Here is a 23574-nt window from a genome sequence, read left to right on the forward strand (position 1 = left end):
TGCTCCTTCTTACTTCAGTTTACCGTTTGCGGTTAGCTCTTTTGATGCGGTGGGGTGGCTGGCGGCTTCTCGTAGTTCAAGATCCAGGCGGGAGGGTCAGGCTCTTTACTGCCATCTACATGGATGCCTTTGACTTTGGCCCAGCGGTAACTCCACATGGGGCCGTAGGACGTGATGAAGGTTTCGGGGGTGGCGTAGGCGGGGTCGGACTCGGCTTGAGTGAGCGTGACGAAGCGATAGCCGCGCTGCTCGAATAGGCCGAGGACGCGATCGATCATCTCGGCATTGAGCGGGTTGTCGTGGATGAGCAGGATCTCGGGCGGTTCGTAGCCGAAGATCTGTTTGTTGAGAGCGGCGAAATAATCGATCTGTGCGGCGGTGAAATCGAGATAGGCCTGGAGCAGACGACTGGCGTCGTCCTCTTTGTGATGGGCGCGCATGCGAAAGAGGCGCTCGGTGAACATCCAGTCTTCAGTCTCGATGGTGCAGGGGGCGAGGCGGTATCCGCGTTGGGCAAGGAAGGCTGCGAGGGCGTCGTGTTTTTCTTTGGTGTCGCCGGTGTGGTTATAGGGGAAGCGGAAGAACTGGAGTTGACGGTTTTCGGATTCCATGAGCGGCTTGATGAGGGATTCACCGCGAATGACCTGATCTTCAAATTGCGCGACGGTGAGGTCGTTGAAATTGGGATGCTCGTAGCTGTGGTTGCCGAGGTCGAAGCCTTGACGGACCCAGTTGCGAAGGATGGCTGTGCCTGCTTCGGAGCCGAGAGATTCGACGCCGTGCTGGATGACGAAGCCGGTTACGGGTACATGGTGGCGGGCGAGAACGGCGAGGAGCTTCCGGTTGGATTGCTCTGCGAGCTTTGCATCGGCAGGGCTCATGGGGCGACTTTCGTCGCCGGTGATGAAGGGCAGGTCGTCAATGGTGATGGCTACGGTGCGTGTTGCCTGCTGAGTAAAGGCAGGTATAGACACTAGAGCGATTGAGAGAGTCGAAAGCAACAGGAGCCACGCGATGCGCATGCTGTCGATGATAGCTGGCGTTGGTCTGGCTCTGCGGCATTCATCATGCGAACGCGGAGCAATCGCGTGAATGGTGATGTCGGGCATCAGATGCTCCTTTGTGCCGCACCTACGGGGCTCCAGATGTTCGTCAATGCCGATTTCCCAGCGTTCAAACGCTGGGCTAAAAAACATCGCGCCTACGGCGCTGCGCGTAGGAACAATCCAGACAACAGATTTTCTTTGTGCGATTGTCCTGTATTCGAACGGACGGATATGGCAGGGTAAACTTGGCGCATGTTTGCGAAGAGATTTGTGGTTTGCCTGTTCCCTGCCCTCCTATTGACCACGAGTGCGCTGATGGCGCAGAGCCCCGCGGAGGCGGCGAAGAGTTATGTGGAGCCGCGCGAGGCGGATCTCGCGCAGCAGTTCGGTGATTTTCTTGCGATGCCGAATGTGGCGGCTGATCCGGCGGGGTTGAAGCGCAATGCGGATTTTCTGCTGCATGAGTTGACGAAGCGTGGCGTGGCCGCGCAGCTCTTTACGCAGGGCGATCTGCCGCCCGTTGTTTATGGCGAGATCCAGACGCCAGGAGCGAAGCACACAATCGTCTTCTATGCGCATTACGATGGGCAGCCAGTGACGAATTCAGAATGGACGGTTACGCCGCCATTTACGCCGGTGGTGCGTGATGTGAATGGTGAGCGCCGTATTTATGGGCGTGGGGCTGGTGATGACAAGGCGGCGATCTTTGCGCAGTTGACGGCGCTGGACGCGCTGCATGCGGCGAAGATTCCGCTGAAGGCGAATATCCGGTTTGTGTGGGAGGGTGAGGAAGAGGCTGGGTCGCCACATCTGGAAGAGATGCTGGATGCGCATCGCGATTTAATTGCCGGAGATGTTTGGCTGATCTGCGATGGGCCGGTGGATCAGAGTGGACGGCAGACGGTGGTGTTCGGCGCGCGGGGCGATACGCATGTGGCGATCACGGTGTATGGGCCAAGTCATGGATTGCACAGCGGACACTATGGCAACTGGGCTCCTAATCCGGCGATGGAATTGGTGCAGTTGCTGGCGGGAATGAAGGATGAGAACGGGCATGTGCTGATTCCGCATTTTTATGACGGCATTGCGCCGTTGTCGGCGATGGAGAAACAGGCGCTGGCGGAGGCTCCCGTGAATGACCGGATGCTGATGGATGCGTTTGAATTGGGGCATACCGACGGTGGTGGTCGGCATCTGCTGGATTTGATCAATGAGCCTTCGCTGAACATCAATGGGATCTCTTCAGGGCAAACGGGAGCGCATGCGGCCAACGTGATTCCACCGACGGCAACGGCCGACATTGATCTGCGGCTTGTGGTGGGAGTGGACTGGAAGGCGCAACAGCAGCGGGTAGTCGATTACGTGGCTTCGCGTGGATATTTTGTTGTGGACACGGAGCCGACGAAAGAGATGCTGCTATCGCATGCGAAGGTTGCGAAGATTTTTCGCGATCCTGCGAGTTACAACGCGGTGCGCACGCCGCTGGATCTGCCGATAGCGCAGGAGGTGATTGCTGCGGTAAAGGGTGCGCGAGGCGAAGTGGAGCTATTGCCGACGATGGGTGGAAGCGTGCCACTGGAGATGATGATTCGTGCGGCGCATACGCATACGATTACATTGCCGATTGCAAACTATGACGATAACCAGCATGCGGCGAATGAGAATCTGCGGTTGAAGAATCTTTGGGATGGCGTGGAGACGATGGCGGCATTGCTGGAGATGGATTGAAAGACGAGTGTGAGTGTGAAGTGTGAGTGCGAACAGCGTTGGTCATCCAGTTATTACAGCTTGGGCTAAACTAAGTGCGTCGGGCTGGGGTTCGGCGTTGCCTGGTTCGTAATACGCAGAGTTATGTTCTATCGGCGATACAATCCGGCTCTTCCGTTGGCGGGGCTTGTGGCTTGCCTCTGGTATTCGGAGGGATTTGAGGGAGCGCATAAGCAGGAGCGGTTGCTGCCGAATGGCGAGTCGGGGATTGTCTTTGACCTGCGCGAGGCGCCGATTCAGATATACAGTGCCGATAACGTAGCGATTTCAAGCACGTTTGAGCCGGCGGTGTTTTGTGGAGCACGAACGGACTGCTTTGTGATCGATACGAGTGCGCAGCAGCGCGTGGTGGGGATTCAATTTACGCCGGGTGGGGCGTTTCCTTTTCTTGGTATTCCGGCGAATGAGGTGGCAAGAGCTACGTATTCGCTTGACGATGTTTGGCCGCGGGATGCGGGGCGTATGCGTGAGAGACTGCTTGCGGCGCGCAATGTTAGGGAGATTTTTGCAGTGCTGGAGCAGGAGCTGGCTGCCAGGCTTCTGAGGCAGCCGAGGGCGCTGCATGGTGCCGTGATTGCCGCAACGCAACAGTTGCCTCGTGGTGTACGCGTGCGTGACGTGGCGGAACGGATTGGTTTGAGCCCACGACGATTGAATGATCTGTTTGAGATGCAGACGGGGCTTACGCCTAAGGCGTTTCAACGAGTGCGACGTTTTCAGCGAGCGCTACTGAAGCTGCACAAGGGATGGGAAGAGGAATGGGCTTCGCTGGCGCTTGATTGCGGATACTACGATCAGGCGCACTTTATTCATGACTTTCGCGAGTTTGCGGGGATGACGCCGGGGGAGTACGTAGCGGTTGCGACTCCGCATCTGAATCATGTGCCGCTGTTGTAAGTGCGCGTTGTGTCGAAGGCGAGAGTGTGATTTGTTCAGACGCGTTTGCTGCTCATGACGAGTGCAACACCGCTGCGCAGGCGGGCCTTGTTGCCTTCGAGTGCGGGGCGCAGTTTGGGCGCAAGAACGAGTGGGTAGCTGCGCATTTCAGCTTCGATACGCGGACCGGCGATGTCCCAGAGAGTTGTGATGTCACCCACGATGACGATTTCTCCAGGAGCCACGGCCAGCGCGATCATGTGCATGCCGCGGCCTAGCGCCTGGCACATGAGATCGAGGGCCTTGAGCGCGTTGCGGTCGCCATTGCGAACAAGCTCCAGCAGATTGTCAAAGGACTGTAGTTCATGCCGGGCGATTTGCGCGTAGTAACGTAGGCCGGCGCGATTGGAGGCGATGGTTTCCAAGCAGCCTTTTCCGCCGCATCCACAGATGGGGCCTTTGGGATCGATCTGTATGTGGCCGAACTCGCCGGCTACCCCGCCCTCGCCACGCAGTAGCTGGCCGTTGGCGAAGATACCGGCGCCGATGCCTTCCGAGACGTTGACCGCGACGAGATTGCTTTGGGCGGCGCTGTATCCAAACCAGACCTCAGACAACGCGCAGGCGTTGGCTACGTTGTCGGCTGCGGTGGGAAGACCGGTAGCAGCCTCAAGACGGGCTTTGAGCTGACCGAGCGGCCAAGGGATGTTGGGAGCGAAGATGGAGGTCTCGATGGAAGGATTGAAGCGCCCGGGCAGGCTCATGCCGATGCCCTCAAAAGTGAGCTCGGCATGCGTGGTAATCAGCCTGCGCACATGTCTGACGATGGTGGCTATGACTTTGCTGGGATCGGAAGGAAGAGTCAGGAGATCTTCGGCTACGACTTTGCCGCTGATGGCGATGACGGCCAGTGCGATTTGAGTGGGATGAACATCGAGGGTGAGAACGACGCGTTTGTCGTTGAGGTGAAGGAAGGTTGGTTTGCGGCCGCGTGGAATGTGACCGATGGAGCCCTCTTCGATCCAGCGGTCGGCGAGGAGTTCTTCAACGATGAGGGAGACGGTGCTTCGTTGCAGGCCAGAGGCGCGGGCAAGGTCGGCGCGGGAGATGGGCTGGCGGACACGAATGTGGTTAAAGATGAGATTGCGGTTGATTTGCCGGGCGATGCGGTTGGAAGCGCTTTCCTGGTTGTTCATCAACAAACGCGCCGTCGGCATGAGAAACCCCTTGGAACTTACGCGGAAACACTCATCATGGGCACTGGGGCAAACAACACTCCCACGCGAGCCCGAATTTGAAGTAGTTCGGGCTAGTATAGCGGGCAGCGGGGCCCGGAATGGAAGATATCCGCTGCCGATTTATTGCCTCGTTGTTGTTTCGTGAAGAGTTGAGCGCAGCTCGATCAAATGTGAGGAGCCCAGCCCTTTTCGTATTCGCGGCCCCATCCCTTCATCGCTTCGGCATCGTTCTTGATTTTGCCGTCGGCGGGATTGAGGTTTAGGACGCGGTTGACTTCCCAGGCGATATTGGAGAGCTGCAACATCGTCACCGCGACGTTGCCGACTTCAATGGGAGCGTGGAGTTTTTCTCCCTTTTGTACGCCAGCGATGAAGTTGGCGAAGTGCGCATCGGTCATGGAGTCGCGGCCGGTGAGGTCAGAGGATGAAGTCTCTTTGCCGGTACGGAACTCATCTTTCTTGGTGCCTTTGAGGTCGTAGATTTCATAACCGTCGCGGTCAACGAGTACGGTGCCTTCGGTGCCCATGATTGTCGATCCGCGGTCACGGCCGTAGATCTTCATTCCCTGACAGCACTTCCCTTCCCACGAGATCATTTTGTCGTCGTAGTTGAAGTTGGTATTGAGGGTGTCGTAGAACTGCCAGTCGTCCTTGAACTGATAACGGCCGCCCTGAGCGGCGACACTGTTGGGGAAATCGACGCCAAGGGCCCAGCGGCAGACGTCGATTTCGTGAGTGCCGTTATTGAGCGTTTCGCCAGTGCCCCAGATACGGAACCAGTGCCAGTTGTAGGGCTGCACATTGTCTTTATAGGCTTGGCGAGGAGCTGGACCTTGCCAGAGATCCCAGTCGAGCTGCGGCGGAACAGGGGCCTCCTTGCCCACGCCGATGGATTTGCGTGTGTTGCTGTACCAGGCTTTCGCGTAATAGGCGCGGCCGATGAGACCGTTGTGAATCTTGTCGACGATTTCCATGGTGTGCTTTGACGAGCGCTGCTGGGTACCCATCTGAACCAGCTTGCCGTATTTGCGTTGCGCTTCGACGAGCAATGCGCCCTCTGCGGGATTGTGGCTGCAGGGTTTTTCTACGTACACATGCTTGCCTGCCTGTAGGCCGAGAATCGCCATCGGTGCGTGCCAGTGATCGGGCGTGGCGATGGTGATGGCGTCGATTTCTTTCTTTTGCAGGATGTGGCGGAAATCCTGATCTGTAGCGGGAGCCTCGCCCATTTCTTTTTCTGTATCAGCAGCAAACTTTGCCATCGTGTTGCGATCAACATCGCAGACATAAGCGATGCGCGCGTTGGCTTTGTTTGCCTTGAGCGATGACAGATGCGCATAGGCGCGGGAGTGAAGGCCGATGACGGCGAAGTTGAGACGATCGTTTGCGCCCATGATCTGCGCATAGCTCTTGGCAGAGGTGCCAAGTGTCATGCCTACTGCTCCAACAGCGAGTGAGTCAAGAAACTCTCTTCGGGTCACCATGCTTTTTCTCCGATATAGATGTGACGATTCCGATCAAGGTAGAGTTGCGATGGATCTGCGAAAATGAAACCTCTAACTTATATAGTTCGAAGTGCGAACTGAAAGTAATTGCCGCAAATCCTCTTTGTCAAGTAGATTTCTGCACTATCGACCGTTCTGGGGGCAATTGAAAAGCGGAATATCTTCTTCCAAATCGAGATTTCAGATGGCATTTCGCTTTTTTACAATCGTGACTACATTTGGTTGCTTGAGAATGCTTCTTGTCAGGAGGAGACGACAATGGCACGCAAGATTCCCGAAGGTTATAACCCGGTACAGCCGTATTTGATTTTCAAGAACACGCGCGAGGCGATGGACTTCTACGCGAAAGTCTTCGACGCACAGGAGAAGCTTTGCATGACCTCGCCTGAAGGACGGGTGGTGCATGCGGAGGTTAAAATTGGCAGCTCTGTGCTGATGATGGCTGATGAGCATCCGGAGATTGGCGCTTATGCTGTAGCTCACTATGGCGGATCGCCGATCAATCTAATGATCTACGTGGACGATTGCGACACCACATACCAACAGGCATTAGCGGCGGGAGCGGCGAGCGAGCGTGAGCCCGCGGATCAGCCTTACGGCGATCGCATGGCTGGGATCGTCGATCCGTTTGGTTATAAGTGGTGGATTGGACATTCGCTGACGAAGGAAAACCAGTGATGACGGCACAGGAATTTCGTGAGCTGGCACTGAATCTGAAGGGCGCTGAAGAGCGATCGCATATGAATCACCCCGACTTTCGCGCTCATGGCCGCATTTTTGCAACGATGGGTTATCCGGATGAGAGCTTTGCGATGGTGAAGCTCAGGCCTGACGACCAGAAACATTTTGTGGAGACGCATCCGCAGATGTTCCGGCCAGTAAAGGGAGCATGGGGTTTGCAGGGCTCGACCAATGTAATGCTTGCACAGGCGAAGAGCGAGATTGTCGCTCAGGCGCTGGACCTGGCGTGGCAGGAGAGCGCAAATGCTCCTGCGAAGAAGGCCGCAAAGGAACGCTCTACGGGAACGAAATCGATCGGGCGTACGTTGAAGTAAGTGCAGATGTGTTTGAGCGCGGTTCTTCCGCAAGGCGATCTTTTTGCGCGCTGACGAGGGGCCTCTGCGAGATCACGTTTTCAACAAACCGTTACAGTTCCACTACAAATTTGAAGCACATGCGCGCGCAGGATAGCTGTTGCATGTTGCAGTTTTTCTGCTTAGGCTTAGGCGATGCCACTGACTGCGTCACAGAATATATCGAGCGACGGCCGCTCAAGTGCTACAGTCCGTTCTTTGCTGTTGCGCGGGCTGCGGAAGACCTATGCCGATGTTGTGGCGGTTGATGGCGTTGATCTTGAGGTGATGCCGGGAGAGTGTTTTGGCCTGCTTGGTCCGAACGGCGCGGGCAAAACAACGACCATCGAGATTTGTGAGGGATTGACAGCTCCAGACTCCGGCACTGTGGAGTTGCTGGAACGGAACTGGAATAGTCATGCAAACGAGCTGCGGCAACTGATCGGCATTCAGTTGCAGGAGACACAATTTCCAGACAAGCTGACAGTCGAGGAAACGGTGCTGTTGTTTCGCAGCTTTTTTCATCGCGGCGTTGCGGTCGATGAGATTATTCGCATGGCACAGTTGGATGAGAAGCGTAAATCGCGTGTCGGCGGGCTCTCGGGCGGTCAGAAGCAGCGGCTGGCGATGGCGTGCGCGCTGGTGGGTGATCCGGAACTGTTGTTTCTGGATGAGCCAACGACTGGGCTTGATCCGCAGGCGCGGCGTCATTTGTGGGATCTTGTCGACGATCTGAAAAAGGCCGGGCGAACGATTATTTTGACGACGCATTACATGGATGAAGCGGAACGGTTATGCGATCGCATAGCGATCATGGACCACGGCAAGATCATTGCTCTGGGTACCCCGCAGCAACTGATTGCGTCTGTTGGTGGCGAGCACATTGTGGAGTTTGCGCTTGGCACAGATACCAATGTGGATGTTGCGTCGCTGACTGGGATTCCGGGCGTACAGTCGCATCGCGTGGATGCGGGGCTTCATCAGCTTTCAGTGTCTGAGTTGCATACGGCGGTGCCGCTCATCTTTGCTTCGCTCAAGGGGCAAGGACTTGCACTGAGCGAATTTCGCACGCACTCGGCGACGCTGGAAGACGTGTTTGTTGGGTTGACCGGGAGGAATCTGCGCGATGAGTAGGTGGCAGGAGAGCTCTCTGCTGCAGTTGACGCTGGCGCGGTTCCGGTTGTTTTTGCGTGAGCCCGAGGCGATCTTCTGGATTTTTATCTTTCCGATTCTGCTTGCTGTGGGGCTTGGCATTGCCTTTCGCAACCGGCCGGCCGATGTGCTGCAAGTGGGTGGAACAACGCCGCAACTTGTGCAGGCGTTGAATGCCGACAAAGGACTGAGCGCAAAACAATTCGATGAGGCCGATGGAACGCATGCGCTGGCGACGGGGCAAATTCTGCTGCTGGCGATTCAGGGGCCAGACGGTGTGGATTATAAGTATGACGACACGAATCCCGATGCGCGAACGGCTCGGCTGATTGCGGATCGGGCGATTCAAGCCAGCGCAGGACGGCGCGACGCCGTTCATGCGGAAAACCAGCTTATCCATGAAACGGGCGCACGATATATCGATTTCGTGGTGCCGGGCCTGTTGGGAATGAATCTGATGGGATCGGCGATCTGGGGACTCGGATTTGCGATTGTGGAGGCGCGGCAGAAAAAGCTGTTGAAACGGCTGGTGGCTTCGCCGATGCCGCGATGGCAGTATCTGGCCTCTTACCTTCTTTCGCGGCTGGTAATGCTGGTGGTTGAAGTGGTGGCGTTTCTCGGGTTTGCGCGACTGGTATTTGGCGTGCCGTTTCGCGGATCGCTGCTGGAGCTGGCTTTTCTTTGTGTGCTCACGTCGCTGGCGTTTTCGGCGCTTGGCCTGCTGGTGGCTTCGCGCGCGAAGACGATGGAGGCTGCTTCAGGGCTGATGAACCTGGTGATGCTGCCGATGTGGATTTTATCGGGCGTGTTCTTTTCTGCTTCGCGGTTTCCGGATAAAATTCAGCCGTTTGTACGGGCATTGCCGTTGACGGCAGCTAATGATGCCCTGCGAGGAAATATGCTGCAGGGCATGAATTTAGGGCAGATGTGGCCGCAGGTAGCGATTCTGCTGGTGTGGCTGATTGTGCCGTTTGCGATTTCGCTGCGCATTTTCCGTTGGCGCTGATCGTGATTGAACTCTAGCCGCGCATTTCGGTTGCGATCTTTGAGCGCCAGGGCAGGCCTGGTTCCAAGCGATGGATATGGGTCTCGAACTCAGTCCACTGCGCGGTGGTGATACAGCGGGCTTTGTAGTACTGGTAGAGCTGGGCTTGCACGGCTTCCAGGCTGCAGCCTTTGGGCAGCTTTCCGGACTTTACCAGTTGCAGAAAGTTCTCCCACTCAGCCAACTGCACAGCACCCTCCTCCTCAGCTTCACTACCTAGTCCAAAGTATGCCAAGTTTGCCACATTTCATGGTGTGAATAAGATTACGTTCGTTACAACTTAAGTTGAATTGAACCATATTGGAATTACCGAGAATGGTTACCGGGCAGGTTGCGAGCGCGAAGCCGATGCGCTTTGCACTCTAGAGAGTGTTTCAGGGACGAAAGCCCAAACAAGCAATAACGCTATGACAGCGATAACGCCGAGGCCGAGAAAGGATCGGTTAAATCCGCATTCCTGAGCCAACTTTCCGCCGATCAGATTGCTGAGCGCTGCACCGATACCGACGGCGGTAGCTAATGCTCCCTGGGCGAGATTGAAGCGGCCAGAACCGCGCGTGCGATCTGCAACCAACAAGACGGAAACGACGGTGAAAATGGCATTCGCGACGCCATCAAGGACCTGAATAGCGACGAGCAGAACGGTTGCATGGGTGAGGGTGTAAAGAACGGCGCGGAAGGGTAGTACTCCAAAACCGAGAAGAAGCAAAGGTCTGCGACCTATGCGATTTGCCGCTCGGCCCAGAAAAGCGGCTGAACACATGATGACGATCTGCGTGACGAGTACACAGGCGGACATAAATGGCGCGGCGGTGGTGCTGGAGCCATGGTTCAACATCTCCCCTAATTCGGGCAACATGGCAGCGTTTGCGAGATGGAAGCAAGAGGATGCAACGAGAAACGCAAGGAGCACGCGATCTGAAAGGAGGACCTGTGTGATGCTTTCTGTCTGCTGGGGCTCTTCGTCGCACTGCTCGCGTCCGCCGCGAGCCAACGTATGGTGAATGTCCTGGCTGCGGATCATAAGAATGGACACGACTGTTGGTATTGTGAATAACGCGGTGGCGAGAAAAATGGCACGATTGCCAAACCATCGGCTTATCGCCGCAATGAGCCCTGCACTGGCGACGTTTCCCGCGGAATTGAAGGATTGATTGCGGCCAAATTGTATGTCGAAGCGTTCTGGGCCGGTTAGACCCATGGTAATGGCAGCTAGCGTGGGAGCGAGAAAGGGTGCTGCTGAACCAATCAAAACCTGCGCTATGAAAACGGCCCATTGGTCTGTTGACAAGGACAGTAATACGGCCCCGACCGCCAAAACCAGAGAGCCAGCTATCAGGAGAGCCCGCTTTGCGTGCACTCGATCAACGAAACTCCCCGCAGGGGTCTGGACTACAACGGTGATAACGCCCCCGACAGTAAGAGCCAGGCCGACCTGATCAGGACGCCAGTGCGCTGCAGCCAGATAAGCAGCCAAAAAGGGGCCCAGGCCGGTCTGCACATCCGCCAGGAAGAAATTAGAAACTTCGACGGCTCTGCGACTCTGCTTTTTTTCCGTTGCCGGTGGTTTCTTTGCCCGATCAAAGAATGCCGATTGCGGCGTTCTATCGCTCATACAAGGGATGAAGACTGAACCCTCACAAAAAGTCTTAGACGCGATCCGGCATCGAGAGACTGAGTGGAATTCACTGTAATCGCGCCATGCAGACGAAGATGTGCCAAGGCTTCAGCGGCCCTGGCATATTCAAGGGCCGACTGGTAGGCATTACGCTCGATGGCACGGTCGGCCATTTCCCGCGCTAACTTGTAGACGGCGACGAACTCTGGGGGATGGATGACCTCGGGTCGAAGGTGATCTGCGCGGTGCATCAGCTCGCGAAAGTGAGCAACTACCGCACTATGCACTGCAAAAGGAATGCCCTCATCCAGCGTGCTCTCGAATAGTCGCGCGCCGAAGCAGATATGTTCTGCCGCACGGAGCAGGTCTGCTGCGTTCTGGGCATGGCCTCCTTCCCACTCATGCCCGGCGAACATGACGGTGACATCAACGGCTCCTAGCGCCATTGCCGACAAGCCTGCCGCGCGGATAGTTTCAATTCGTCCCAGATGTTCGAATGCACGACGAAGATCGTGAACATCTTTATGACGGTGCGTGGCTGACTTCTTCGCGGCTTTCTTGGCCGCCTTTTTGGCTGCTTTTGGGGGTGGGGGCATACTTTATCTCCTGTGATTTATTTATGGGAGATGAGATGCAATCAGCGAAAGTGATCGGGTTATTTATGGTCAATTCTGAACCTGCTTAGGAGGCGGTTCTCGCTTTAATTGCAACGTTAGAATGCGATGTATTTCTGTTGCGATGAGAAAGCCCGGAGATTCCACCTCCGGGCTTGAAATTTGTCGAGTGAACCTGATGATGACCGTTGGATAGAAAGATTTTGGCTTTAGCTATTTTTTCTCCGGCGTCTGATTGGCGACTTGCAGGTAGTTCTTTACGCTGAACACGCCGGGAACTGCGTTCGCGCGCAGATAAGCGGTGTCCTTGTCAGCCTGCGTATCTACGACTCCATACAATTCGACGTTGCCATTCTGCACAGAGACACGGATGGGAGCCGCCGGATTGATGGCGTACTTATTCAGGGATGGGAAGCTGTAGATGGCGTGAGCAACAGCGACCCGGGTCCGCTCATCCATGATGGAAACAGGATCGACCTGGACCTCGTCATTGACATCTTTAACACCTGGATAGGTGGAGACGAGAGCCAAAGCTGAATCCCTATCAACAGGAGTGTGGGCATGACCACCTAGCGTCACTGCACCGTCATGCACTTGAACAGAAATGGCGTTAAAAGCATTGCCGTATCCAACGCGATCATATTGCAGCTTTTCGACGAGTTTTTGCTGCAGTTCCTGATCGGAAACTGAGGCGCCAGCCACCTGTATCTCGTTGCGGACGGCGGAAACACCTTTTACTTTGTGAGCGATTTTGTCGGCCTGCTCTTTGTATTCATACAGATCAACGGTGCCAGAGAGGGTTGCGACACCGTTATCGACTGTAACTTTTACATTTTGGAACTGCTTCTTATTGAGCTTCGCGGTCACTGCCGCAGCCGGGCTCTCGTCTTCCATCGTGGAAGCGGCTCTATTGCCTGAGAGGGCAAAAGAGGCAAGCGGAAGGCTGAGGAGGGCCCCGACAACGATTCCGGCGAGCGTAGCTTTACTGGAGAAACGAGTGGGAATCATGCTGAAACCTCCTGACTTCTGGATCATTAGACTTTGAGTCTTTGAGTGCGGCTGTTGTGCACGCATCCTATTGCTAGGATGCGTGTTGCGAGTGCGAGGTTCATTGTCCACAGATATAAACACCAATTTTCATGGCGTGTTTCGTTCGGATGGAACAGAGCGCAACAGGAGGCTACCGCTTACCGATAGCTGCGGCGGGCTTCGATCACCGCGGAAAAGATGCCCGATTCATCCTGAGTGAGCAACAGGGAGACATGGCGGTTGATGGCTATCTCAGCCTGGATGAGCTGCTGCGTAGTGGTATTGACGTTGCTGGCGTAGGTGAACGTCAGGTTGTTGCCGATCTGCTCGACGACAGTGACACGGGCGGTGGAGTTGCCCAGAGAGCCGATGAAATTGGGGTCTATTTTGACTGCGCCCGTGCCGAATAACCGCTGGACACGGTTGGAAACGGTGGCGTTAAGCGCACCGCCGAGCAGGGCGTCGGTCATTGGATTGTCGCCGGCCTGCTGCTGCTGTTGCACATAGGCAGTCTGTTCATTCTGGGTACGACCGAGCGCGAGAAGAGTGAGGATATCGGCCTCGGCCAGAGGAGGTTCGGAGCGATAGGTGAAGCGGGGCTTGCTGGCGGTTCCATGCAGCCCGAGAGTGATGTCGTAATCCTCAACGCGGGCTGTCGCATCGATATCGATTTCAGGCTGAATGCGGACGGGATTGTTGAAGTTGATTTCGCCGCGCTGCAGTTCGTAGCGGGTGCCACTGACGGTTGCCGTTCCCTCGGTGAGCGAAATGCGGCCAAGCAGGGATGGGGCTGCGAGGGTGCCACGCAGGCGAAGATCGACATCTCCGGCAAGCTTGGCGTAGGCATTCTGGAAGTTGAGCTGCGGGGCAGAGATTACATGTACATCGAGACGCAGATGGTTGGATGGCGCGTCGGGCGAAACGATAGGCTGCACGCTCACTGGCTGCGAGGCATATACAGAAAGATCGAAGTCGCTATTCACTGCGAAACGCGTGACGAGAACATTGCCGCTAAGCAGCAGGTTGTTTTGCGGCCCCTGGAGCTTGAGCGTTGCATCGGCGATAGAGCTGATGCCCTGCGGATAGCGGATGCGGATGGACTTTCCAGTAACGGTGAGATCGGCGTACAGGCCACGCTGGAAGCCGATGTAACCGCCGACGCTTAACTGACCACCACCGGACATGGCGGTCAGTGAGCGAACCTGCAGGCGATTCTGAATGAAGTCGAGCGTGCCGTTGATCTGGCTCAGACCGTTGGGGAAATCGTGCAACGCGAGACTTGCATTTTTGAATTCGACCTTGCCTTGCAGCGTTGGATTCGAAACCGGGCCATGCGCCTCCATCTGAAATGTCGTAGCGCCGCGAGCGGTCAAGTCGGGATCGAGCGTCTCGGCCAGACGCATGTTAACAGCACCGTCGGCTCCCAGATCGAGTTGACGTTTGCCGGTAAAGGCCAGCGATCCGTGAAGTCGCAGATCGGTGTCTTCTCCTGTAATTTCAACTGGGTCGAGACGCGCTATGCCTTCGATCAATGTGGCATGCACCGAGCCTTTGCTGGCTAGATGAACCCCTTCCAGGGAAAACGCGAGCTGATCGAGTTTCGCTTCACCGCGAATACTTTCGGGGCGGCGGAGCGGGCCTGAGATGGTCGCGACGCCTTCGAGATCGGACTCTCCGCTGATACCGGTTACATGGAGCAGCTTGAGCATGGCTCCTATGTCGAAATGGGTGAAGCGCACGGTGGCTTGTGTTTTCAGATCCGGATCGAAGCCGGTTTCGCCTTGCGCGCTGAAGTCGCCTGTCGGCTGATGAGAGCTTAGATCATAAGAGACTGTGCGATTGCGGGTGCTGGCGGTGAGTTGCAGGTCTGCTACCTGCTCGCCGGCGATGACGAGGCTGCCGAACGTGGCATGAGCCTGAATACGAGGATCGGACTGCGTGCCGGCCCCATCGACGTTGAACGCGAGCTTGCCGCCGACAGAGAGGCCATTGTCGCGAAGCGCATGAATCGCGGCCAGATCGATTCCTGATCCATGCGCATCCAGTTGAAAGCTGTGGCGATCCCAGTTGTAGGTGGCGGTCGCGGTGAGTTTGCCTCCGGTGCTGCCAGACGATTGTTGGGCGGTTACGGAAGTGAGCTTGAGTGTCTGGCCATTGATTGCACCAACTGCGTGCACATGCTGGACGGACTCACCGTAGAGGCTTGCTTGGTCAAGATCGACGCTGCCGGCGCCAATGAGATTGTTGAGCTGCCCATCTACATCGACGCGGGAACTAATGATGCCTTTGACCGGTGCATGAATGTTGACCAGCGGCAGCAGATCTTCTATTGGAGCCTGTTGAAGTTGTGCCTTAAGGCTAAGGATCGCATGCGCATCGAACTCAGGCTCGCTGAAGCCAATCTGGTAATCGGGATCTTCGGAGTCGAGATGGCCCTGGAGTGTGATGCTGGCTGCCCCGCGATGAAGCGTACCGTGCCGGATGACAATGCTGGCGGGCGCGTAGGAGCCTTCCGCATCGAGCGAATCGAGAGGAAAAAAGTAAGGCTCCGCATTGTTAGAGGTGGAAGGTATCTCGATGCCCATGTTATTTGCTGTAAGCCGACCATCGATATGCGGAGTAAGCCATGCACTGGAGAATGTGCCGTGAAATTGCGCCTGCCCATGCAATTGAACGGGGAGAGCTTCAGCGCCTTGGCGCGCGCCGTGATGCAACCCCAGTGTGCGCAGGATAGCGTCGAACTCAGATAGGTTCGCAGAATTGAAGTCGACATGAAGCTGCGATGCACGGGTGATGGGATATACGCCGAGCGAGCCCTGCGCCTGAACTGCGCTTTGACGCAGATGCGCATCGAGGGATTTGATTTCTACAGAACCGGTTGCATAGCGGTAGGTACCGTCGACTGAACCCTGCACCGGAACTTCATTTGCTATCGGGGTACTGGAGGGCGTGAGAGCCAACTGGCCGCCGATTTCCAGGTCGTCGGCACGGCTTGTCCATCGCGCGGTCGCGGGACCGGACACTACCGTATTCAGGCCAAGTTTCTGGTACTCGGGAGAAGCCAGCATCACGAGGATCGTGTCGAGTGTGATGCCTTTCAAATTCGCCCTGACAAGACCTGTTGGTACCGGCCAGGTTTTGTGTTCACGCCGCAAAGATGCCTGCACAGCCGGAGCGGGTGTTGAGTCGAGCCAATTATCGAGGAGCAGTTCACCATCGACTTCTCCACCCCGTTGCAGATGGGTCTGGATGTCAGTGACGTTGAGCTGCTTCTGGTCGGCGTGAAATCTGGCAGAGAAAGCGGCAGTCTGCGCATCGACGACGGTGTCCTGATAATGGATTGCGTCGGATGCGAGATCGCCTGATGCAGTGAACTGCGAGCCTCGTCCTGAGCCAGTGGCATGCAGAGTGACAGCGCCGGTGCGCGCATAAGCAAAAGTGGTGTAGGGCGCGAGAATGCGCAGGTCAATCTGCCCCTGCGCCTGCGCCTGCCAACTGGGACGGGCAAAGTTGGTGAGGATGCCCCGAAGATTGAGGACCCGATCAAGAGCCGTAAGACGCAGCGAATCTAGCCGGACGCTGTCATGGAAGAGAACGAGCGACGCATCAAGACGGCTTGGGGGCGGGTTCTCTTTGGCCTGCGCGAAGGCGAGATCGGCAACGCTGAGGTTGATGCGATAGCTGCCCGGCGGCACGGCTTCTGACTTTGCATTGTTGGTAGGCGCCATAGTAGCGCCTGTATCGGGTACCCAATTGAGCTGGAGAGATGTATTGCGAGCGGCGAAGTTGAGTGGTACTTCAAAGTCAGCAATCTGCGCGAGACCGTTATTGATTTGAAGTTGACCGATCTCTGCGTTGAAGAGATTGTCTATCGCTGAGGTGGACTGCTTGCGCTTTCTTTTTGGATGAGGCTGATTGGTAGTGCCATCGGCGTAGACGATGAAATGGAATTTCGGACGATCGATCTGCGCGTCGCGGAGAATAACGCGAGGCGAAGGCCCCCATTGAAAAAGGCCGAGTATGGCAATGCTGACTTGCAGACGATCGATGTGCGCGTATGGCGCTTCATTGGAAGCTTCGAGGCCGTGGATGGTGATGTTGGTGGCTTCCGCGTGCAGATGCAGGAGATCCCAATGCAGGGTGGCGATTTCGACGCGGCCTCCTGTAAGGCTCTGCAACTCAACAATGAGGTGTTTACGGACTGTGTTTTCAAAGCCATCGGAGCTTGCCCATTGATAGCCCGCAATACACGCGCCGACAAGTAGCACAAATAGAACGAGAAGGATATAGCCGCAGATGCGCGCCCAGCGCGGCACACCGCGATGAAGATCAGGCGGAGGAGGCTCAGATGAAGTGGGACTTGATTCGCCGGTGTTGACGGGCTCAAAAGAAGGGTTCGTGCTCTCCGGAAGGCCGTCGTTGTTGCGATCCAGACCGCTCATGAACGGCCTCCTTCTTTGGTTGAAGCTTGAGAGCGAAGGGCTGGATCGAGTATCTCTACCTGACCTTGATCCTGTAGACTCTTGAGCCACTGGGTCAGCAGATCATTGACCTGCTGCTGCAGGAGGATTTCCTGAATGCGTGGGGTGACACGATCAAGCGGGGGAGCATCTTGCGGATGCGCGTATTGCGGCAGCAGCGTCTGGTTATAGTACTTCTGAATATCGTCCTGAGAGATGCGAATGCCGCTACGGAAGCGAAGCTCGATGAAGCGGAGGACGGCCATTCGATGCTGCCAGTAGTCTTGGACCTGCTGGGGAGTCAAGCCGAGCGTTGCTAAATACGCGGCCCATCCCTGGGCGCTGTTGCAATCGCGTATCTTGCATGCGGGCAGCCCCTGACGTAGCTCTGTCAATGCGTCATCCAGCTCTTTTGCCGGAATTTCGAGACCGTGTGGATCTTCCTGAAGAATCTGCTGCTCGATCAAAACGCGAGTGGTGAGCCTCTCGATCGCTGCCTGCGGGGTATAGTCCTTTTGCGTGCCGGAGGGAAGCAGGTGGACAATGCGCATTTCAAGATCGAGATCGCTCGACAGAATCGCCTGGTTATTCACAACGGCGACAACACTATCGAGGAACTGTGCTGACTTGTCATCATGCGGTGCGTCAGGCTGAGCCGAAGCGTGTGGAGCGCAGGCGAAGATGGCTGCATATGCAGCATAGACAAATAAGACGCGCCGCCCACATGTGAGGATGTGGCTCGCTATGCTCGATCTCATTTGGTCTATGTGCATCAGAAGCTCTGCCCCAGACTGAAGAAGAAGTTGAAGTGAGAACCTTCGCCTACGTATGGATTGGTGAGATTGGTGTCGGTGACGGTGTCGTAGGTGACGGGATAAATGGGTGGGTTGAGGTTCCAGCTGAAGTCGAGTCGCACCGGACCGACGGGCGTATGATAGCGCGCGCCCAAACCGACCGCGTGGGAGAAATAGTTGAAACTGCAGCTACCTTCCGTACCTGTCGACGTGACTTTGCCGCTCGGCGGACCAGGCGTGAGGTTACGGCAACCGGCGCGATCTGGCTGGCGGAAACGGGCGATGCTCGGCCAGATGTCGCCTGAATCGCGGAAGGCGTTGCCCATGTCGTGGAAGAGAACGAAGCTGAGCGTATTGCCGAAGAGCGGCAACGTTGGTGGAGGCATGCGCAGTTCGGTGGAATTGACGAAAACCCCAGCGCCGCCGATGGGGAAGCCGGATTGCGGATCGCGAGGACCGGCTGAATTCACGCCGAATCCGCGATGGGAATTGCCACCACCGGCATAGAGACGCTCGGGCAATGGAATCAGTTCGTCTACGGACTGACCATACGCTCGCTCCTGTCCATAGCGCGTATTTCGTGCGAGCACAAGACGGTCGTGATCAAAGGTGTAGTAGCTGGAGTTCGACACATCGACCTGATTGAAATTGGCTTCGGAGTCGAAGATGGCCGAGGAGATGAACTCCTGAAAGCTGGTGTAGGTGCCGCGATGCGCATCGAGTGGAGCATCGCGTGTGTCACGTATCCATGTGAAGCTGGGACCGCCAACGCGTACTGCTTCCGACAGCAGCGGAATTTCATCGAGTGGCACCTGAATACTATTCTGATCAACCTTCACACGGCGATAGATGAACTGGTAGATGAAGGTGTTGGCTTTACTGAAGAGCTGCTCGGGGCCGTTGAAGTGCTCAGTGAGGCGCAGACTGCCTTCGAGCTTGGAGGCGCTGTAGGTGATGACATCCTGGCTGTTGTTGTAGCCACCATTGAAACTGAAGCTGAAGTTGCGATTGCCGAACAGATGCGGATATTGATAGACCAGGTCAACACGTTGTTCGAGCAGGCCGTAGTTGCCGCGGATCGACGCGGTCTGATCACGGCCGAAAAGATTGATGCGGCTTACCTGAAGCAGAACACGTGGGCTGATGCCGACGGTTCCATTGGGATTGCTGTTATTCGATCCATTGACCGTACCGGTTTGCGCTTCCAAGCCCACGCCATAAGCGATATCCCAACGGCGGGCTTCCGTGGTCTGCAACAGCACCGTCTTGCGCGGCTCTTCCCCGTTGGGATTTTCAATAACTGGATTGACCTCATTGAACAGGGCCAGATCGTACAGATTGCGCTGCGTATCGACGAGGGCGGTTTCATCGAGCGGCTCGCCTTCTTTGAGAGTGATGGCGCGAGCGATCGTTTTGGGATGCGTATAGTGCAGACCTGTTGTTATGACCCGCCTAAGGAAGACCTGTTCGCCCTCGTGGATACGAAAGGTCACATCGACGGCACCTGGAGCGGTATGCGTTTCATCGGGGTGCGGCGTGTCTGTTGAAGCATGCGGAACCGCCTGACTTACTTCTACGTCCGCCTGCTCGAAGCCACGGCTCAGGTAGTAAGTGAGGAGCGCCTCGCGGTCGCCGGCGAGGTTTTGCGGCGAAAGCGGTTGGCCTGCCGCGGTGTTCAGCAGGGGAATCAACAGGTCCTGCGCAATACGCTGCGTGCCGACGAGTGTGACGGAGTGAACGCGCTCCTGGGGTCCTTCATCGATGTGATAGACGACTGAAAATCCAACCTGTTTGGTTCGTTTTGGGCTTTGACCGTTGTTGTCTTCGTCCTGAATCTCCTGCGTGACCTTGACCTGCGTAAAGCCGTTGTTCTGATAAACGGCCTGTATAGCGCTTATATCCTGTGCAATCAGCGCCTGGTTGTAGACACCCTGGCGGCTGAATGCGTCGTGAGCGCGAACACTCAGGCGCTCCTCAAGAGTGCCTCGATCAAAGTACTTATTTCCATCGACGGAAACTTTAATGACACGATGGCGTGCTCCGAGATGGACGGTAAAGAGGATCTCGACGAGATCCGGCGAAGGATTTTTTTCTTCGTGGCGAACGCGCGCATCGAAATAGCCGAGGCGCTGGTAATAGTTCTGGAGATGCTGGTTGCCTTCATTGAGAAGATCTTCATCGACGCTGCCTTCTTCATAGATGGGAACGAGCTTTCGGACTTTTTCATCGCTGAGGCTTACGCCGTCGACAATGACATGGACAATAGGACCGCGATTGGCGGAGAAGTTGAAGTCGACATCGTTCTTAGCTGAAACGTAGTTTTGCGATTCCAGCTTGACGTCAGCCTCAAGCCGTTGGTTTTTGCGGTAATACTTTTGCATTCCGCCCAATGCGCGGCTTGATGTATCCCGATCGACGGTATGGCCTGCGCGTAACCTCGCCTGACGGCGAAATTCATCCAGGGTCAGTCCGCTGTCTCCCTGAACGGACACATCGCCGGTGCGGGCCTGTGCGCGGGAATTGACGGTAAAGGCGATATCGACCAGTTGCTCTGCTGGATGCGGGGTTAAAGTGTGCGTGATTGTGGCCTGGTACCAGCCGTTAGCGGCAAGAGTTTTCTTCATCTCCTCTTCTGCCTGTACCAAGCCTGCGTCCGTGAAGCGATTACCGGGGGTCAGACCGCTGGCGCGTGCAAGCAAAGAGTTGATGTTGGCTCCCTTTGCTCCAATGACGGAGACGAGTCCGATGAATGTCCTTGGCTGGCCGCTGAAAATGAGGATCACGCCTCCGGCTTCCCTGCGGCTTTCGACGGCAATGGTGTCGTAGACGCCTGTCGCGTAGAGGCGGCGCAGACTGTCTCGCACGGCGGTCGGATTGAGAGGCTTGCCAGACTGTTGAGCTAACTCAATGGGTAGGGGCTCAAGGCGAGCACGGCGCACACCTTCGAATTCGATGCGCAGGACAGTCTTTCCTTGCAAGGCGTCGAGCCTGTCAGGAGGCTCCGCAACGCGAGGCGAAGAAGCGTTCAACTGTGTGGAGGTTTGCTCGGTGTCTGCAGCTTTTCTGCGTACTTCTGCGGCATCGGTTTGCGCAATTTGTTGAGCTGTCTGCGGCTGAGCCACCAAGCGAGATGGATAACCGCACCACAGAAAAGTCACCGAGGCCAAAGACAGCCATTTCAGGAGCTTTCCAGATTGCGGTAGCTTTGCGGGGAGTTGCGCTCGTTTTTCCTCGCGTTCAAGGAGAGTGCGCCGCTGGTCAGGGCAGATCAAGCGGCGATATCGAGCTGCAATAGAAATCAAAGCGTAGTCCGTTCGATGGCAGGAATGCTGAATCGAACCGCGGAATTGATGGTACTTCCACGGAACAACCATTCGCAGTCCGACGCCTGGAGTGTTTCTTTCGGGACTATTCGCAGTCCGATTCCCCTGCATACTAGCTTATGTACCACTTGCCATGTGGCCGGTTGCGATTTTCCGCTGATCCTTATACTAATTAGCGGGAACGGATTGCGCCCGGTCCTTTGCTCACGGCTCAACGCCTGAGCCCGCCATATTTCGCGGCGAGGCTAGGCTGTAAGTGAAAGCATGTATCTTGACCGGTTCCGGTTGAGGCCATACACGCCGACACGCTAATTTTTTTCGAAGGATTTTACCGATGGGCTCAGTCAATTCCCCGAGTTACGCGAACGGCGACGCGGTGGAAAATAAAGACCGCGTAAATCCGCAAAGCAGGGTGGCTGGCGCCGCCAGTGGCCCTCCGTCGCAGGCAAAATCTGGCGCCAGTGACACTGCGGCATCTCAGCAGCCGGAGAACGATGCGCAAATCCTGGAACGAGCGCAGGCCGGTGATCACAATGCGTTTGCCCAACTTTATGCCCTGCATAAACGCCGGGTGTACTCCCTTTGTCTTCGCATGCTGGGTAACGTGGCCGAAGCCGAGGATCTAACCCAGGAATCATTTCTGCAGCTTCACCGCAAAATTGCGACCTTCCGGGGGGATTCGGCGTTTTCTACCTGGTTGCACCGACTGACAGTCAACGTTGTACTGATGCATCTTCGCCGTAAAGGCTTGAATCTAATCTCTCTTGATGAGGCACTCGACCCCAGTCCCGAGCGTGGACCGGCGCGAAGCTTTGGCGCGCCCGATATGCACCTGTCTGGATCGATTGACCGCATGACTCTGGAAAAAGCGATCGAAAGCCTTCCGGCAGGTTACAGGCTGATTTTCGTGCTGCATGATATTGAGGGTTATGAACACAACGAGATCGCGACTCTGCTCGACTGCTCCATTGGCAATTCAAAATCACAACTGCACAAAGCCAGAATGAAGCTGCGGGAGGCGCTGCGCGCGCCTGCCGACGAGGAGGTGGCCAGGTAATGGACTCCAATTTGAATCGCGATCTGTCTGTAGACAGGAACCATCTTCCCCAAGCTCTGGACGAAGCCGCGTGTGCGGCATTCCAGGCGAGCATGGCTGACCGGATCGGTGCAGGCGAAGACCTGCAGGCCGATCCGCACCTTGCAACTTGTGAACGATGCACGGCCCTGCTGACGGAACTGGAATTCATCGTCGAGTTTGCAAAACAAGTCATGCCGGTGGAACAGGAACCCCGCGACGACCTTTGGTCTCAGATTCAAATGGCGATTGAACGGGGAGAGGCATAACTTGCTGACGGAAGAAAGTAGCCTCTCGCCGAAAACCGCCGAAGATGTCGAGATCCAAGCGGAGCGGAGGCTTCCGGTACGCATTGTTCTCACGGGATTTATGGGAGCAGGCAAGACAACCGTCGGCTCCTTACTGGCTAAGCGTCTTGGATATCGGTTTATAGACGCTGATGTGGAGATTGAGCGAGAAACCGGGGCAACCATAGCACATTTGTTCGAAGAACACGGCGAACCCTGGTTTCGCGAACTGGAGCACGAGACGATTCAGCGGCTGCTGGAGCCGGAAGCGGTCATATTGGCTCTCGGTGGCGGCGCTATTGAGGACGACCGCACACGACGGTTGCTGCTGGAGCGGAACGCAGCGAAGCTGGTGCATCTGGAGGCTTCGATAGAGACGGTTCTGCGGCGCTGCCGGGGAACGGAATCGGTGCGGCCGGTGCTGCGCGATACGGCGAATCTGGAAGCCCGGTACCACAAACGCCTTCCGCTCTACCGACTGGCGCATCTGAACGTGCCGGTCGACAGCCATACACCTGCTGGAGTGGTGGAAATTATCGTGGAGCGGCTGTCGGGACAGAATCCTTCCAGATAGAAATACTCGATCCGAAAGGATTCTTAGGAAACCGTCTCATGGTTCGGAAAATCCTATATGCAGGCTTGTTATCATCAAGAAAGCCGTCGCCTGCGCCC

General features: G+C 56.1%; 19 protein-coding genes. 9 read left to right on the top strand and 10 right to left on the bottom strand.

The genetic code is table 11. From position 1 onward, the window contains the following. Nucleotides 1–32: 32 nt before the first annotated feature. The gene (locus OHL22_RS15940; RefSeq protein ID WP_263339423.1) at nt 33–1109 is read right to left on the bottom strand and encodes a polysaccharide deacetylase family protein; all 1077 of its coding nucleotides are present in this window, start codon (nt 1107–1109) and stop codon (nt 33–35) included. 252 nt (nt 1110–1361) lie between these two features. Between OHL22_RS15940 and OHL22_RS15945 the strand changes: the two genes are divergently transcribed. Together OHL22_RS15945 and OHL22_RS15950 are read left to right on the top strand one after the other, a co-directional pair. Next, nucleotides 1362–2774, top strand: coding sequence for a M20/M25/M40 family metallo-hydrolase (locus OHL22_RS15945; protein ID WP_263339425.1), 1413 nt, complete (start codon nt 1362–1364; stop codon nt 2772–2774). Between the two features lie 123 nt (nt 2775–2897). Next, nucleotides 2898–3710: a helix-turn-helix domain-containing protein gene (locus OHL22_RS15950; RefSeq protein WP_263339427.1), complete on the top strand. Its 813-nt coding sequence runs from the start codon at nt 2898–2900 to the stop codon at nt 3708–3710. A gap of 35 nt (nt 3711–3745) precedes the next feature. On the opposite strand, the gene OHL22_RS15955 is transcribed toward OHL22_RS15950, so the two are convergent. Next, nucleotides 3746–4906, bottom strand: coding sequence for an ROK family transcriptional regulator (locus OHL22_RS15955; protein WP_263339429.1), 1161 nt, complete (start codon nt 4904–4906; stop codon nt 3746–3748). 185 nt (nt 4907–5091) lie between these two features. Next, nucleotides 5092–6411, bottom strand: coding sequence for a Gfo/Idh/MocA family protein (locus OHL22_RS15960; protein WP_263339432.1), 1320 nt, complete (start codon nt 6409–6411; stop codon nt 5092–5094). Nucleotides 6412–6690: 279 nt separating this feature from the next. Here OHL22_RS15960 and OHL22_RS15965 point away from each other — a divergent pair, with 279 nt between their 5' ends. The 4 genes from OHL22_RS15965 (at nt 6691) to OHL22_RS15980 (ending at nt 9663) form a co-directional block, all read left to right on the top strand. Further along, nucleotides 6691–7110 carry a VOC family protein gene (locus OHL22_RS15965; protein WP_263339434.1) on the top strand — a complete coding sequence of 140 codons (420 nt, stop codon included), beginning with the start codon at nt 6691–6693 and terminating at the stop codon, nt 7108–7110. After that, nucleotides 7110–7487, top strand: coding sequence for an MmcQ/YjbR family DNA-binding protein (locus OHL22_RS15970; RefSeq protein WP_263339436.1), 378 nt, complete (start codon nt 7110–7112; stop codon nt 7485–7487). Before OHL22_RS15965 ends, OHL22_RS15970 begins: the two co-directional genes overlap by 1 nt. A gap of 174 nt (nt 7488–7661) precedes the next feature. Continuing rightward, nucleotides 7662–8639, top strand: coding sequence for an ABC transporter ATP-binding protein (locus tag OHL22_RS15975; RefSeq protein WP_263339439.1), 978 nt, complete (start codon nt 7662–7664; stop codon nt 8637–8639). Further along, nucleotides 8632–9663: an ABC transporter permease gene (locus OHL22_RS15980; RefSeq protein WP_263339441.1), complete on the top strand. Its 1032-nt coding sequence runs from the start codon at nt 8632–8634 to the stop codon at nt 9661–9663. Before OHL22_RS15975 ends, OHL22_RS15980 begins: the two co-directional genes overlap by 8 nt. A gap of 13 nt (nt 9664–9676) precedes the next feature. Here OHL22_RS15980 and OHL22_RS15985 read toward each other — a convergent pair whose 3' ends face one another. From OHL22_RS15985 to OHL22_RS16015, 7 genes are all read right to left on the bottom strand, one after another. Further along, nucleotides 9677–9946: a hypothetical protein gene (locus OHL22_RS15985; RefSeq protein WP_263339444.1), complete on the bottom strand. Its 270-nt coding sequence runs from the start codon at nt 9944–9946 to the stop codon at nt 9677–9679. 75 nt (nt 9947–10021) lie between these two features. Further along, nucleotides 10022–11317, bottom strand: coding sequence for an MFS transporter (locus OHL22_RS15990; RefSeq protein ID WP_263339447.1), 1296 nt, complete (start codon nt 11315–11317; stop codon nt 10022–10024). Next, nucleotides 11314–11916, bottom strand: coding sequence for a hypothetical protein (locus OHL22_RS15995; RefSeq protein WP_263339449.1), 603 nt, complete (start codon nt 11914–11916; stop codon nt 11314–11316). The genes OHL22_RS15990 and OHL22_RS15995 overlap by 4 nt, the downstream gene beginning before the upstream one ends. A 231-nt stretch (nt 11917–12147) precedes the next feature. Next, nucleotides 12148–12942, bottom strand: a complete 795-nt coding sequence (locus OHL22_RS16000) for a BON domain-containing protein (RefSeq protein WP_263339452.1) — start codon at nt 12940–12942, stop codon at nt 12148–12150. A 179-nt stretch (nt 12943–13121) separates the two neighbouring features. Beyond that, nucleotides 13122–17405, bottom strand: coding sequence for a translocation/assembly module TamB domain-containing protein (locus OHL22_RS16005; protein WP_263339455.1), 4284 nt, complete (start codon nt 17403–17405; stop codon nt 13122–13124). Then, the gene (locus OHL22_RS16010; RefSeq protein WP_263339458.1) at nt 17402–18181 is read right to left on the bottom strand and encodes a peptidylprolyl isomerase; all 780 of its coding nucleotides are present in this window, start codon (nt 18179–18181) and stop codon (nt 17402–17404) included. Before OHL22_RS16010 ends, OHL22_RS16005 begins: the two co-directional genes overlap by 4 nt. A gap of 14 nt (nt 18182–18195) precedes the next feature. Then, the gene (locus OHL22_RS16015) at nt 18196–21519 is read right to left on the bottom strand and encodes a POTRA domain-containing protein (protein ID WP_263339462.1); all 3324 of its coding nucleotides are present in this window, start codon (nt 21517–21519) and stop codon (nt 18196–18198) included. A 355-nt stretch (nt 21520–21874) separates the two neighbouring features. Here OHL22_RS16015 and OHL22_RS16020 point away from each other — a divergent pair, with 355 nt between their 5' ends. From OHL22_RS16020 to OHL22_RS16030, 3 genes are read left to right on the top strand one after another with little or no spacing between them, the layout of a single operon-like run. Next, nucleotides 21875–22597 (top strand): RNA polymerase sigma factor, encoded by a 723-nt coding sequence (locus tag OHL22_RS16020; protein ID WP_263339465.1) that lies wholly within the window; start codon nt 21875–21877, stop codon nt 22595–22597. Continuing rightward, a complete protein-coding gene (locus OHL22_RS16025; protein ID WP_263339471.1) occupies nt 22597–22884 on the top strand; it encodes a hypothetical protein in 288 nt (95 codons plus the stop codon). Before OHL22_RS16020 ends, OHL22_RS16025 begins: the two co-directional genes overlap by 1 nt. Before the next feature lies 1 nt (nt 22885). Continuing rightward, the gene (locus tag OHL22_RS16030) at nt 22886–23476 is read left to right on the top strand and encodes a shikimate kinase (protein WP_263339474.1); all 591 of its coding nucleotides are present in this window, start codon (nt 22886–22888) and stop codon (nt 23474–23476) included. Nucleotides 23477–23574: the final 98 nt, after the last annotated feature.

Origin of the sequence: Acidicapsa dinghuensis, from assembly GCF_025685685.1 — a bacterium.
Taxonomy (GTDB): domain Bacteria; phylum Acidobacteriota; class Terriglobia; order Terriglobales; family Acidobacteriaceae; genus Acidicapsa; species Acidicapsa dinghuensis.

Coding starts and splice junctions, on each gene's coding strand:
- OHL22_RS15945 (WP_263339425.1), top strand. CDS start 1,362: ATGGCGCAGAGCCCCGCGGAGGCGGCGAAGAGTTATGTGGAGCCGCGC.
- OHL22_RS16000 (WP_263339452.1), bottom strand. CDS start 12,942: ATGATTCCCACTCGTTTCTCCAGTAAAGCTACGCTCGCCGGAATCGTT.
- OHL22_RS15940 (WP_263339423.1), bottom strand. CDS start 1,109: ATGCCCGACATCACCATTCACGCGATTGCTCCGCGTTCGCATGATGAA.
- OHL22_RS15995 (WP_263339449.1), bottom strand. CDS start 11,916: ATGCCCCCACCCCCAAAAGCAGCCAAAAAGGCGGCCAAGAAAGCCGCG.
- OHL22_RS15950 (WP_263339427.1), top strand. CDS start 2,898: ATGTTCTATCGGCGATACAATCCGGCTCTTCCGTTGGCGGGGCTTGTG.
- OHL22_RS15970 (WP_263339436.1), top strand. CDS start 7,110: ATGACGGCACAGGAATTTCGTGAGCTGGCACTGAATCTGAAGGGCGCT.
- OHL22_RS16005 (WP_263339455.1), bottom strand. CDS start 17,405: ATGAGCGGTCTGGATCGCAACAACGACGGCCTTCCGGAGAGCACGAAC.
- OHL22_RS15975 (WP_263339439.1), top strand. CDS start 7,662: ATGCCACTGACTGCGTCACAGAATATATCGAGCGACGGCCGCTCAAGT.
- OHL22_RS16025 (WP_263339471.1), top strand. CDS start 22,597: ATGGACTCCAATTTGAATCGCGATCTGTCTGTAGACAGGAACCATCTT.
- OHL22_RS15960 (WP_263339432.1), bottom strand. CDS start 6,411: ATGGTGACCCGAAGAGAGTTTCTTGACTCACTCGCTGTTGGAGCAGTA.
- OHL22_RS16010 (WP_263339458.1), bottom strand. CDS start 18,181: ATGAGATCGAGCATAGCGAGCCACATCCTCACATGTGGGCGGCGCGTC.
- OHL22_RS16020 (WP_263339465.1), top strand. CDS start 21,875: ATGGGCTCAGTCAATTCCCCGAGTTACGCGAACGGCGACGCGGTGGAA.
- OHL22_RS15980 (WP_263339441.1), top strand. CDS start 8,632: ATGAGTAGGTGGCAGGAGAGCTCTCTGCTGCAGTTGACGCTGGCGCGG.
- OHL22_RS15965 (WP_263339434.1), top strand. CDS start 6,691: ATGGCACGCAAGATTCCCGAAGGTTATAACCCGGTACAGCCGTATTTG.
- OHL22_RS15990 (WP_263339447.1), bottom strand. CDS start 11,317: ATGAGCGATAGAACGCCGCAATCGGCATTCTTTGATCGGGCAAAGAAA.
- OHL22_RS15955 (WP_263339429.1), bottom strand. CDS start 4,906: ATGCCGACGGCGCGTTTGTTGATGAACAACCAGGAAAGCGCTTCCAAC.